Source organism: Ruegeria sp. I3 (genome assembly GCF_056532525.1).
The window spans coordinates 814,778-827,193 of the sequence record NZ_JBQFNI010000002.1 but is presented as its reverse complement, the minus strand read 5'-3'; the positions used below and the strand labels follow the sequence as shown (position 1 = coordinate 827,193).

Here is a 12,416-nt window from a genome sequence, read left to right as displayed (position 1 = left end):
GACTGACATATACAGGGTAAGGGTCGGGGGGGGCGCGGGCTCAGTGCTCCTTTGACCTCGATCACAATCAGTCCTTCAGACTTTCTTCGCGCAGACCATCCGCCAGCAGGTTCAAGCCAAGAACCAGCGACAGCAATGCCAGCGCGGGCGGCAGTGCGGGATGTAGATAGATCGACAGAAGCTTGCGCCCCTCGTTGATCGTCGAGCCCCAGTCCGGGCTTTCCGGTGGCAGCCCCAGCCCGAAGAAACCCAAGGTTCCAAGCAGGATGGTCGTGTAGCCGATGCGCAGGCAGAAATCGACGATCAGCGGACCACGCGCGTTGGGCAGGATTTCCCACAGCATGATGTACCATGGACCCTCGCCGCGGGTTTGGGCCGCAGCCACATAGTCGCGAGTTTTGATGTCCAGCGCCAGTCCGCGCACGATGCGGAACACGGTCGGAGAGTTCACGAAGACCACCGAGACGAACACCACCAGAATACCGCCTGGAATATCGAACAGATCAAGGTAGGTCGGCAGACCCCAGATGCGGTAGCTGTCGGTGTTGATGATGTAGCCACCGGTCGAAATCAGCGACAGGTAGAGCCAGAGCGCAACACCCAGAACCCCGATCAACAAAGGCGTTCGAAAACTGGGACGCGTATAGAAACGCGAATTCAGCAGAACACCGAGGAAGATGATCGGGAACACGAAAAGGATCGCCGCCATATAGTTCGGCACGCCGGTCGCTACGATCTCGGGCGTTACCAAAAGGTAGAACAGCAAGATCACGGGAAAGGCCAGGATCAGGTTCGCGAGGAATGACAGGAGCGTATCCAGACGCCCGCCATAGTAGCCTGCGGGTAAACCCAGAGTGATACCGACCATGAAGGCAAACATCGTCGCCAGCGGCGCGATCTGCACGACGATCCAGGCACCTTTAACCATACGGCTAAAGACGTCGCGCGCGAGGTTATCTCCACCCAGCAAATACCAAGCGTATTGACCGTCCTCCAGATTGGGAAGCGGGGTGCCCGGCACCTTGTTCTTCATACCCGAGACCTGCGATAGGGGATCGTGGGTTACGATCAGATCGAGTGCGCCAAATATGCCGGTGAACACCCAGAACATCACAAGGCCAAAGCCGATCATACCAATGGGGCTGTCGAACAGCTTGCCATAAAGGCCCAGCTTGCGCTTGAACGCAATCGACATCGCATAAAGAATGATCAGCGACAGCCAGACGGGCAGAAACTGCTGAGAGATAGCGCCGATGATGCCAGCACTGGTCCCCATCAGGATGCCAAGGACAATGTACGCCACCGCGATTCCCACACTTGCCAGAAAGCTATAGCGCAGCGCCGATTGTATCAGGATTCTCAGGCCAGAGCTCGAACTGAGCGTCCCATCGGCATTCACAATCATCTGATCTTCAGGCAGCACGATACTTGCCAGCATCCAGACAACGATGGACAAAAGCATCAGTCCCAACGAAAGCATCAACAGCGGGTTCAGGAAGGCGATAGAGCCGGTCCAGGTAAGTGGTTCCATGATCTATCCCTCCTTACGAAATGCGGATGCGCGGGTTGAGGTAGACATAGCCGATATCCGAGATCAGCTGCGTCACCAGCACCACAAAGACCGACACGACCGAGATCGCCAGCAGCAGCTGGATGTCATTGTTGCCCGCTGCCTGTACAAGCGCCCAGCCAAAGCCCTTGTAGTTAAACAGGGTCTCGACGATCACGACACCATTCAGCAGCCATGGGAACTGCAGCATGATGACTGTAAATGGCGCGATAAGCGCGTTGCGCAGCGCGTGTTTCATGACGATATTCGGGAATGACACGCCTTTCAGACGCGCCGTCCTGATGTATTGCGCCGTCATCACCTCGGTCATTGAGGCGCGGGTCATCCGGGCGATATAGCCCATCCCGTAAAGCGCGATGGTCAGAACTGGTAGGAAGAAGTTCTCGAACGTCGGGTTCTCCATCGCTTGCGTGGCGGTGCCTTTGAACCATTTCAAACCTACGGCGGAGGATGTGAAGATCGCTATGAAGATAACGCCCGAGACGTATTCTGGGGTCGCCGTCGTCGTGATGGCAAAGGTTGAAAGCGTCCGGTCAGTGGCCGAACCTTCCTTCATCCCGGCCAGGATGCCCAGAATGAGTGCCGAAGGGACCATCAGCAGCATCACCCAGAACATCAGCCGTCCGGTCAGTGCCAGCCGGTTGCCAACAACGGTAGAGACCTCTTCCTTGAAGACAGTTGAATATCCCCAGTACCCCTGCAGGATACCGCAGAAATTCGGAGATTCCTCGGCAGTTTTGCCTGGCAGGATACATCTACCCTGAACGGTTCCGTCCTCATTTGTGTGTCGGAACGAGGGCAGGACACCCAGCCATTCACCGTATTTGATCGGCGTGGACTGGAGGTAGCCGTTTTTCTCTAGATAGCTTTCGACCTGTTCATCAGACATCCGGAAATTGCCCTGCGTCTTCGCAAGCTTTTCCAGGTTCGGGTAGAGATTGGTAAGGAAGAAGACCAGGAATGTCAGGCACAACGCTGTAAGCAGCATAATCCCCACACGCCTTAGAATGAAAAGTCCCATGTTAGCCCCTGTTGATCGGCTGGCGTGACAGGCATTTCGCCCCACGCGTTGCTATTATTCTGGTCGCCGTATTGAGGACGAAGGGCCGCGCCAGTTCGGCGCGGCCCTTGTAGGTTTCGGCTTAGGAAGTTAGGCCGAACTTATAAAGCTGCGGCAGGTCCGCAATGTGCTTTTCGACACCGACCATATTGTCGCGGTGGTGACGCATCGCGGTCCGCCAATAGGGCTGGATGACCACGCCTTCGTCGATCATGATCGCCTGCAGCTTCGCCATCACCTCACGGCGCATATCGACATCCGCGATCGAGTTCGCCTCGGCCAGCAGCTTGTCGAACTCTTCGTTGGCAAAACCAGATTCGTTCCAAGCGACACCCGACTTATACGCCAGTGCCAGAACCTGCGTGCCCAGCGGGCGGTGGTTCCAGTTGGTCGAGGAATACGGGTACTTGGTCCAGTCGTTCCAGAATGTCGAACCGGGCAGAACCGTGTGCTTTGCCTTGATGCCCGCATCGTTCAACTGAGCCACTACCGCAGCCGTGGTATTGCGACGCCAGTCATCGTCGATCGACTGCACTTCGTGTTCGAAATCGCCCATACCCGCTTCGTCCATCAGCGCCTTTGCGCCTGCCGGATCGTAAGGGATACGCGTCACAGCCGAGTCGTACTCGGGGTGCATCGGGCCGACATGACAATTGTCGGCGGTGATGCCGTAGCCGGACATGCCAAGTTCAAGGCAGACGGCGTTGTCAACTGCCATGGCAAGGGCCTGACGGACCCTCTTGTCGCCATAGATTTTGTTGCCATCGGCGTCTTCAGCCAGCTGGTTGGGGCGAATGACAATGGTAAAGCCCGACGGGATTTCCGAGCGGACAAGGCCAATACTGTCAAAGATGTCGACAAACTCGCCAACCGATTCCCAGTTCATATCGATCTCTTCGGCCTCATAGGCGGCCAGGAAAGCAGCAGGGTCAGTGCCATAATCGATGAATTCGATCCGGTCGATATAGCCGCCTTTACCAGCTTCGTAGCCCCACCAGTCAAAGCCTTCGTTGCGGACCAGTACGCCCTTCACGCCGACCTCATGGCTTTCGGGCATCATGAAACCCGTACCAACTGGGTTGGACAGCATATCATTTGCATCAAAGCTGCTGTGTACGATTGCACCCGGATAATCTGCCATGCCGGGGATGATCGTGATATCCGGCGCGTTGCACTTCAGCTTGACTGTATGCGAGTCGACAACGGTGATGGCGCCATCTGCGGCTTTCTGAGTGCTCTCATCCATCAGTGAGGCCATGCGCGAGGCCATTGAGTTCCCTTCCAGAGACCCGTCGCACCAACCTTCGATATTGCGAGCTACGTCTTCGGCAGTGAAATCGTCACCATTGTTCCACTTCACACCTTTGCGGACGTTCAGCGTGTATTCAGTGGCGTCATCATTGGCTTCCCAGCTTTCCAGCAGCATGGGTTTGAACGAGCCGTCATTATTGTATTCGACAAGATATTCCAGCCAGCCAGCCGTGAAGGTTGCGATCTGCGTCCAGTCATATGTGCGCGGATCTTTCAGTGCGCGCACTTCCATTTGATAGCGGATGGTGCCGCCACGCTGAGGTTCGGCAGCGGCTGCCGGTGACTGCAGGCCAATCATGCCATATGCCGTCGGTACGGCAACGCCCAGCGCGGTTACACGGGCCAGAAATTCACGACGGCTCAGATTGCCCTCACGATATTCCTTGGCGTGCATCTCTGCCGCCCAATGCATCGGCTTTCCGTTGATTGTCTGGTTTTCCATAGATGTCTCCCTGTGACACATAATTTTTTTAGATTTCGTGTTTCTGATTGATAGAGCCGGGCACTACAGGGACCGTTTGGTCTCGGTTGGTAGGGCCACGGGCTTAGATTTACGATTTATCAACATCCCCATAGCCGCATTCGGCACCAGTTTTTTCCCTGCGTCAATGTTGGAAATCGTCATAGATGGTACAAAAACGACATCCGGGCAGAAAGTGAGGTTCGGAAAGTTTCAATGTGAAAGGAAACGAGTCGCGTTGTAACGGATAGATGGATACATATCTATCTCTCACCATAGTGCTGATTAAAGCGTTGTTATATTAGGCTTTATCGTCTCCGGCGACTGCAGCCTTCAACACGCAGCGTCAAGGTGATGCCAGAACTTCATGCGCGCACGGAACCATGTGCGTTGGCGCTTGGCAAACTGACGTGTCGCGATCGTCGCTTTTTCGCGCGCCTCATCCAGTGTCATGCGGCCGTCCAGGTAGCCCATTAGCTCCGGAACGCCGATCGCTTTACAGGAGGGAAAAGAGGGGTCATAGCGATCGCGCATGGCCTCCACTTCCTCTATAGCTCCTTGGTCCAACATCAGGTCGAACCGCCGGTTGATGCGATCCAGAAGCCAGTCTTTTCTGGCGTCGAAAACAATCGGTACCGTGTTTTGAATATCCAGTATCGGGGCGGGTGTGTCAGCCTGCCAATCCGAAAGGGATCGCCCGGTTGCGTTCTGAACCTCCCAGGCGCGCTGAACACGCGCGCGATTTTGGGTGTCGATCCTCTGCAGGGTCAGACCGTCCAAACCCGCGATCAGTTCTTGCAACGGCAACTTATCCGCGTGTTCCCGGATTTCCGGCGGGGTTGCAGGGATATCGGCCATCCCCTCGGTCAGAGCTGTGAAATACAGACCGGTCCCTCCGACGATTATCGGACGAGGGCGTTGCGACAGCATCGGCGTGACCTCTCGCAGCCAATGACCAGTCGAATAGGTCTGGTCATAGGCAACATGCCCATACAAACGGTGCTGTGCGCGGGCCTCATCCTCGGGCGAGGGTCGGGCCGAGATAATACGCCAGCAGTCATAGATTTGACTGGCATCGGCGTTGACAATCACGCCTCCGAAACGCTCGGCGATCAACAGCGCCAGCGCCGATTTACCCGAGGCAGTGGGCCCGGCGATCAATACAGGTTTGTCATCGGGAATCGACGGCAATTGCGCCAAAAGCCGGTTCTCAGAGTTGTCGGCCATGACTGGTTGCCCCGTTCCTGACTATCCGCATTGAACCTGCGGAGGTTTTGCTTCATTTTGCGCCGGAAAATAACCCCGTGCCAGCCCGGAGCGCAACATGAGCCTTTCCCCTTCCGTCGAGACCACCGAGACCCCAAAAACAACATATGACCGTGTCATGTTGAAGATTTCCGGCGAGGCGCTGATGGGAGATCAGGGATTCGGACTGCATCCGCCCACCGTTCAGCGCATCGCGCAAGAGGTCAAATCGGTTCATGATCTTGGTGTTGAGATTTGCATGGTCATCGGTGGTGGCAATATCTTCCGTGGTCTGTCTGGTTCGGCGCAGGGGATGGAGCGTACGACAGCCGACTACATGGGTATGCTGGCGACTGTCATGAACGCGCTGGCGATGCAATCCGCTCTGGAGGGGGTAGGGGTCTTTACACGTGTAATTTCGGCCATTCGGATGGATGAGGTGTGCGAGCCCTACATTCGCCGCCGTGCTGTTCGTCACCTTGAGAAAAAGCGGGTTTGCATCTTTGCCGCAGGAACCGGGAACCCCTATTTCACCACCGATACCGCTGCGACTCTGCGTGCTAACGAAATGGCGTGTCAGGCGATCTTCATGGGCAAGAACGGTGTGGATGGCGTTTATGACAAAGACCCCAAGGTGCACGCGGATGCAGTGCGCTATGATCAGGTTTCTTATGACGATGTTTTGGCCAAGCGGCTGCGCGTGATGGACGCATCGGCCATTGCATTGGCGCGCGACAACAATCTGCCACTGATCGTTTTCGGTCTGGATGAACCCGGCGGGTTCCGCGGCATCCTGGCGGGTGAGGGGACTTATACCAAAGTTCAGGGCTAATGCTGATTTGAGCAACACTGAGCCGGGCATCTCTGCCCGGCACTTTCCTACCTAAAAGAAACTAAGCCCCGCGTGGGCCAATGACTTCGTCAGTGCACGCATTGCGTGGCGGCAAAAAATACCATTAACGCAATCACTTGACCCAACCTTCTGCCTCTGGCTATCTGGCCGGGTCTGCTGGTGGTGATGAGGCCATCATGGGGGCTGCCGTCGATCCTTACCCGTTCCAAGGACCTGCGGCTGGGCTGGAAGACCTGCCTTGTTTTCGGGGATGTCCGGACTTTGCGCGGGCAACGACCCGGACTGTAGTGCATGATAAGGGAGAGAGATGCGATGGGCGCTCTTGATATTGAATTCGTTCGGGCACAGTTCCCGGCCTTTTCGGAACCCAGCCTTCAAGGACAGGCCTTTTTTGAGAATGCAGGTGGATCCTATACCTGCAAACCTGTGCTTGATCGGTTGAGCCGGTTCTACACCCAGCGAAAGGTTCAGCCCTACGCGCCCTATGAGGCGAGCCGTGCGGGTGGCGCGGAAATGGACGAAGCACGAGCGCGACTTGCCGCGATATTGGGGGTGGAAACAGATGAGCTGAGCTTTGGCCCTTCGACGACGCAGAACACCTATGTACTGGCTCAGGCATTCCGGCAGTGGATGCAGCCGGGCGAAGCGATTGTCGTGACCAATCAGGACCACGAAGCAAACTCGGGGCCCTGGCGGCGATTGGCCGATGAGGGGATCGAAATTCGGGAATGGAAGATTGATCCGGAGAGTGGGTCTTTGAACCCGCAAGATTTGGAGAATTTGCTGGACGAGAAAGTGCGGCTGGTGTGCTTTCCGCATTGCTCGAATGTCGTTGGGGAAATCAACCCGGTCACCGAAATCACCGCAATCGCACATGCTGCGGGTGCTTTTGCCTGTGTCGACGGGGTTTCTTACGCACCGCACGGGTTCCCCAATGTCGGTGATCTGGGCCCTGATATCTATCTGTTTTCCGCCTACAAAACCTATGGCCCGCATCAGGGTTGCATGGTTATTCGACGAGCTCTGGGTGAATTGCTGCCCAACCAAGCGCATTATTTCAACGGCGACACTCTTTTCAAGCGGTTCACACCAGCCGGGCCTGACCATGCTCAGATCGCGGCCAGCGCAGGCATGGCGGACTATGTGGACCTGCTTTGTGCCCATCATGGAGGACCGGAAACAGGAGCGTCGGCAAGGGGGTCCTTTGTGCATGATCTGATGCGGGAACACGAGGTCGCTTTATTGCAACCTCTGCTGGACGCGGTCAAAGACCGGAACGCTCTACGCCTGATCGGACCGTCTGATGCCAGTCGGCGCGCACCGACGGTTGCGTTAAGTCTGAATAAGAAGGCCGAGCCTGTTGCTGCCGAGCTTTCCAAACACGGTATCATGGCGGGTGGCGGTGATTTCTACGCACATCGCCCGTTGCAAGCGATGGGCGTTGACGCAGAACAAGGGGTCTTGCGCCTTAGCTTTACACACTACACCAGTCGACAGGAAATTGATCAGCTTTTGGAGGCGCTTGACCGCGTTTTGTGATCCAGTTTCTGCGGCGCTTCGTAGTTCGAAGAAAACATGGGGCGGACATGGATTTTGATCATTCTCCGATCATTTTGTGGTTCAGGCGTGATCTTCGGTTAGGAGATCATCCGGCGCTGAGCGCGGCGGTGCAATCAGGTCGACCCATCGTGCCCGTATTTGTTCTCGATCATCAGGTTCAGACTTTGGGTACCGCGCCGAAATGGCGACTTGGTCTGGGCCTTGACGCTTTTGCCAGCAGGCTTGAGCAGCTTGGCAGCAAGTTGATACTGCGCCAGGGTCAAGCATTGGATGTTCTTTGTGAACTGGTCAGAGAAACTGGGGCAGGCTCCGTATTCTGGACGCGGGCTTATGATCCAGAGGCGATCAACAGGGATACCCAGATCAAGGCTGCTTTGACCGAACAGGGTATCCAGGCACAGTCTTTTGCTGGCCAGCTTTTGTTTGAGCCTTGGACGATCGCTACCAAAACCGGCCAGCCGTTTCGGGTCTTCACTCCGATGTGGCGATCAGTGCAGGGGCGCGAAGTCTCTTTGCCCGAGCCCGCGCCCACGCGGCTTATGACGCCGAAGACCTGGCCTGCGTCCGATCAATTGTCTGATTGGCGACTGGATCGGGATATGCAGCGCGGGGCCGCAGTGGTCCGCCCGTTTGTCCACCCGGGCGAAAATGCGGCGCTGGACCAGCTGGACGCGTTTCTGGAACGTATTGATCAGTATCGCGAACAGCGGGATCAACTGGATCAATCTGGTACCTCTGATCTTTCAGAATACCTTGCTCTGGGCGAGATCGGGCCGCGTACAATCTGGCACCGGGTGCAAATCGCCGACCAAAGCGGGGCGCATGGTGGTGAAGGCTATCTGCGTCAGCTTGTGTGGCGTGAGTTCGCATATCACTTAATGTACCACTGGCCGCATCTTCTGAGTGCCAATTGGAAGCCTGAATGGGACGCATTCCCTTGGAATACTGATCCCGACACGCCCGAAGTGCGCGCGTGGCGTCAGGCAAGAACCGGAATTCCGCTTGTCGATGCCGGTCTAAGACAAATGTATGTCACCGGACGCATGCACAATCGGGCTCGGATGATTGTCGCGAGTTATCTGACAAAGCATCTGATGACGCATTGGAAAATCGGCGCAGACTGGTTCGGGGATTGCCTGATCGACTGGGACCCAGCTGCAAATGCGATGGGATGGCAATGGGTGGCCGGTTGCGGCCCTGATGCCGCACCGTATTTCCGTATCTTCAATCCCGACACACAGCGCGAGCGGTTTGATCCAAACTCAGGTTTTGTGCGTCGCTGGATTGCCGAGGGCCAATTCGAGCCGCCATCGACCGCGCTAGCCTATTTTGATGCCGTGCCGCGATCATGGGGGCTTTCTCCTGACCAGATGTATCCCGCACCGGTGGTGGGGCTGAAGGAAGGCCGCGCCCGTGCGTTGGGCGCGTATAATGCCGGAAAAGACCAGTAAGGAACTGAAAACTTGCCAGAAACCGAATCCCGTCCTAGCTTTGACCCGCAACCGCAGAGGGGAGAGCGGATGTTCCTGACGAGCACCGAAGGGCAGGAAAACCTGCCGAGATATTTTACACAAGTCTTCAAGATGCTGAAGAGGATGGAGCGCGGCCGACTTGACATCGCGCTGCCCGACGGACGCATTTTCCGCGCGGATGCGCCACAACCAGGCCCCGTGGCACATGTGGACATCCACGACCCGGACGTCTTTTCCCGGCTGGTGCGCGAGGGAGAGCTGGGCTTCTCGGACGGCTACCTTGAAGGCGATTGGAGCACACCGGACCTACGCAGTTTCATGGACCTCGTGCATCTGGGAACTGAGACGGTCTACGATGATTTTACCGGACAGTTTCTTGTGCGAGCCTATGAAAGACTGCGGTTCTGGTTGCATCGTAACAACCGGTCACAGGCGAAAAAGAACATCTCGTATCACTATGATCTCGGCAATGATTTCTATGGCCTGTGGCTGGATGACACGATGACCTATTCCAGCGCCATATTTGAAACGGGTCAGGAAAGCCTCGAAAAGGCGCAGACTGCGAAATATGCCAGCCTGGTGGATGAAATGGGGGCCAAACCGGGGGATCATATCCTTGAGATCGGGTGCGGCTGGGGCGGGTTCGCCGAATATGCCGCGAAAGAGCGCGGGCTGCGCGTCACCGGGCTGACCATTAGTCAAGAGCAGTTGAAGTTTGCTAGAGAGCGAATTGAAAAAGCGGGACTTTCTGATCTCGTGGAGTTCAAGCTACAGGACTACCGCGATGAGCAGGGTCAATATGATGGAATTGCCTCGATCGAGATGTTCGAGGCGGTCGGTCAGAAATACTGGCCCGCGTATTTCAATACGGTCCGTGATCGGTTGAAGCCTGGTGCCCATGCCACTTTGCAGATCATCACGGTCGCGGATCATCGCTGGGACATTTACAAGAACGGCGTTGATTTCATTCAGAAATACATCTTTCCCGGTGGGATGTTGCCAGCACCGTCTATCCTTAGAGATCAGATCGATCAGGCGGGGTTGACCGTTGTACGCTCAAAAGAGTTTGGCAAAAGCTACGATCTGACCCTGCGACGCTGGTACGAGACATTTAATGCTAAGTGGGATCAGATATCCGAGATGGGGTTTGATGAGCGTTTTCGCCGCATGTGGAATTATTATTTGACCGCATGTGGCGCAGCCTTTGACACCGGTAATTGTGATGTGACACAGATCACGATAGCCAAACCCAGTTGAAGAACGGAAAAATCGAATGCCTACAGCCTCACGTCTCGTCGCCGCGTTGTGTCTGCTGGTGATCGCGTTCCTTGTGTCGGGCATGATTATCGACAACGGGGAAGAGGGTAAGGACTATGGTTATTTCACTTACGTGAACATAATCCTGGGTTGGATCTGCGGCTGGGTTGTCATGGGTAAACGTGCTGGCCGTGGCTGGACCGCGGCCGTCAACAACGGTTTAACCGGTGTAGCGGCGCTGGTGTTCTGGGGGCTGTTCGTTCAGGGCACCTACGAGATGTTCAGTCAGGCGATGCGCCATCGGTTTGGTGGTCCGTTTGAGGCTCTGCTTGCCATCTTTCAGATCGGGATTGGCTATGGTGAACAGCTTCTGGCACCGGAAATCCTGCTTACGCTGGGTTTTGGTGCTGTTCTCAGCGGGATACTTACCGAAATTGCCTTTCGCCGCTGGCGTTAAATCTGATCTGCCAATTCGGGGCCTCAACTTTGTCCAATCTGTTTTTCTATGGCACTCTGCGCCATGTCTCTTTGCTGGAACTCGTCATGGGTCGCAGCGCAGACGATTTATCGGCGATGCAGGCTGTTTTGCCGGATCACGCCGTATACGCGGTTCAAGATCAACCCTTTCCAATGATTGTCACCGAAAAGGGCAGTAAGGCCAGTGGCGTTCTGGTGCAGGGCCTAGGTGACGTCGAGCGTAGTCGATTGGCCTTCTATGAAGGCGGGTTCGAATATGAACTGCGCCCGGAGACAATTGTGACTGAGGATGGAAAAGAACATCAGGCCAAGGTGTTCTTTCCGGATACTGACATTTGGAAAAAAGGCGCACCGTGGGATCTTGAAACCTGGATCAGGGATTGGGGTACGCTTTCGGTGTTCGCGGCAGACGAGGTGATGGCCCATTATGGAAGAGTCGATGCCTCGGACATCGTGGGCAGCTTTCCAGCCATAAGAACACGCGCCTGGGCCAGATTAGCGGCAAGACAACGTGGAACGGGGGATGAGCGGAGCGTTGCGGATGACGTGATCGTTCAAGACCGCAAGCACGCCTATATAAATTATTTTGGGATGGATGAAATTGAACTGCAGCATCGTCAGTATGACGGTGCCATGAGCCCGGTGCTGCATCGCAGCGGGTTGATGCAAGGGTCTGCAGTGATCGTCCTGCCTTATGATCCGGTGCGCGATACGGTGTTGCTGGTAGAGCAATTCCGTGCGCCCGTGTTCCTGATCGACGACCCCGAGCCGTGGATGTGGGAGCCTGTGGCTGGCATGATCGATCCGGGCGAAACACCTCAGCAGGCGGCCACCCGCGAGGCCATGGAAGAAGCGCAGATTTCACTATACCAACTGGAATATGCAGGTGGTGCCTATTCATCCAGCGGATCGTCAACAGAATATGTTTATCTCTATGTCGGTCTTGGGGATCTGACTAGTACGGTTGAAAGCGGTGGCCTCGCTTCCGAAGGTGAGGATATCCGCAGCAGAATTCTGCCGTTTGATGAATTCATCAACATGGTAGATGCTCATGTTTTCAAGGATCTGCCGCTTCTAACTCTTGCTTATTGGTTGGCGCGGAACCGCGATCGACTGCGCGCTAAGTGATCCCTGCTTGTGATCGCGTCAGG

11 protein-coding genes are annotated in these 12,416 nt (G+C 55.8%); 7 read left to right on the top strand and 4 right to left on the bottom strand.

Annotated elements, in window-relative coordinates:
- Positions 1 to 67: 67 nt before the first annotated feature.
- The 4 genes from ACR0L9_RS08500 to miaA all read right to left on the bottom strand — a co-directional run bounded on the left by ACR0L9_RS08500 (position 68) and on the right by miaA (position 5,628).
- A complete protein-coding gene (locus ACR0L9_RS08500; protein ID WP_170610323.1) occupies positions 68 to 1,531 on the bottom strand; it encodes an ABC transporter permease subunit in 1,464 nt (487 codons plus the stop codon).
- Between the two features lie 13 nt (positions 1,532 to 1,544).
- The gene (locus ACR0L9_RS08495; RefSeq protein ID WP_170393299.1) at positions 1,545 to 2,591 is read right to left on the bottom strand and encodes an ABC transporter permease; all 1,047 of its coding nucleotides are present in this window, start codon (positions 2,589 to 2,591) and stop codon (positions 1,545 to 1,547) included.
- Between the two features lie 121 nt (positions 2,592 to 2,712).
- Complete coding sequence (locus tag ACR0L9_RS08490; protein ID WP_170393298.1) at positions 2,713 to 4,383, bottom strand: ABC transporter substrate-binding protein; 1,671 nt, start codon at positions 4,381 to 4,383, stop codon at positions 2,713 to 2,715.
- Between the two features lie 351 nt (positions 4,384 to 4,734).
- Positions 4,735 to 5,628 (bottom strand): tRNA (adenosine(37)-N6)-dimethylallyltransferase MiaA, encoded by an 894-nt coding sequence (miaA, locus tag ACR0L9_RS08485; RefSeq protein WP_170510322.1) that lies wholly within the window; start codon positions 5,626 to 5,628, stop codon positions 4,735 to 4,737.
- A 97-nt stretch (positions 5,629 to 5,725) separates the two neighbouring features.
- Here miaA and pyrH point away from each other — a divergent pair, with 97 nt between their 5' ends.
- The 7 genes from pyrH (at position 5,726) to ACR0L9_RS08450 (ending at position 12,393) form a co-directional block, all read left to right on the top strand.
- On the top strand, positions 5,726 to 6,478 hold the full coding sequence (gene pyrH / locus ACR0L9_RS08480; RefSeq protein WP_170393296.1) for a UMP kinase: 753 nt from the start codon (positions 5,726 to 5,728) through the stop codon (positions 6,476 to 6,478).
- Positions 6,479 to 6,615: 137 nt separating this feature from the next.
- Entirely contained in the window at positions 6,616 to 6,825 is a 210-nt protein-coding gene (locus ACR0L9_RS08475) for a hypothetical protein (protein WP_170626001.1), read from the top strand.
- Entirely contained in the window at positions 6,812 to 8,038 is a 1,227-nt protein-coding gene (locus ACR0L9_RS08470; RefSeq protein WP_170817678.1) for an aminotransferase class V-fold PLP-dependent enzyme, read from the top strand. Before ACR0L9_RS08475 ends, ACR0L9_RS08470 begins: the two co-directional genes overlap by 14 nt.
- A 47-nt stretch (positions 8,039 to 8,085) precedes the next feature.
- Positions 8,086 to 9,510: a cryptochrome/photolyase family protein gene (locus ACR0L9_RS08465; RefSeq protein ID WP_480895405.1), complete on the top strand. Its 1,425-nt coding sequence runs from the start codon at positions 8,086 to 8,088 to the stop codon at positions 9,508 to 9,510.
- 69 nt (positions 9,511 to 9,579) lie between these two features.
- The gene (locus ACR0L9_RS08460; RefSeq protein ID WP_170393292.1) at positions 9,580 to 10,788 is read left to right on the top strand and encodes an SAM-dependent methyltransferase; all 1,209 of its coding nucleotides are present in this window, start codon (positions 9,580 to 9,582) and stop codon (positions 10,786 to 10,788) included.
- Positions 10,789 to 10,804: 16 nt separating this feature from the next.
- Entirely contained in the window at positions 10,805 to 11,245 is a 441-nt protein-coding gene (locus ACR0L9_RS08455) for a TrgA family protein (RefSeq protein WP_170405320.1), read from the top strand.
- A gap of 29 nt (positions 11,246 to 11,274) precedes the next feature.
- On the top strand, positions 11,275 to 12,393 hold the full coding sequence (locus ACR0L9_RS08450) for an NUDIX domain-containing protein (protein WP_480895404.1): 1,119 nt from the start codon (positions 11,275 to 11,277) through the stop codon (positions 12,391 to 12,393).
- Positions 12,394 to 12,416: the final 23 nt, after the last annotated feature.

Excerpts from the sequence above, each read along its gene's own strand:
- ACR0L9_RS08500 (WP_170610323.1), bottom strand. The coding sequence starts at position 1,531 with ATGGAACCACTTACCTGGACCGGCTCTATCGCCTTCCTGAACCCGCTG.
- ACR0L9_RS08495 (WP_170393299.1), bottom strand. The coding sequence starts at position 2,591 with ATGGGACTTTTCATTCTAAGGCGTGTGGGGATTATGCTGCTTACAGCG.
- ACR0L9_RS08490 (WP_170393298.1), bottom strand. The coding sequence starts at position 4,383 with ATGGAAAACCAGACAATCAACGGAAAGCCGATGCATTGGGCGGCAGAG.
- miaA (WP_170510322.1), bottom strand. The coding sequence starts at position 5,628 with ATGGCCGACAACTCTGAGAACCGGCTTTTGGCGCAATTGCCGTCGATT.
- pyrH (WP_170393296.1), top strand. The coding sequence starts at position 5,726 with ATGAGCCTTTCCCCTTCCGTCGAGACCACCGAGACCCCAAAAACAACA.
- ACR0L9_RS08470 (WP_170817678.1), top strand. The coding sequence starts at position 6,812 with ATGGGCGCTCTTGATATTGAATTCGTTCGGGCACAGTTCCCGGCCTTT.
- ACR0L9_RS08465 (WP_480895405.1), top strand. The coding sequence starts at position 8,086 with ATGGATTTTGATCATTCTCCGATCATTTTGTGGTTCAGGCGTGATCTT.
- ACR0L9_RS08460 (WP_170393292.1), top strand. The coding sequence starts at position 9,580 with ATGTTCCTGACGAGCACCGAAGGGCAGGAAAACCTGCCGAGATATTTT.
- ACR0L9_RS08455 (WP_170405320.1), top strand. The coding sequence starts at position 10,805 with ATGCCTACAGCCTCACGTCTCGTCGCCGCGTTGTGTCTGCTGGTGATC.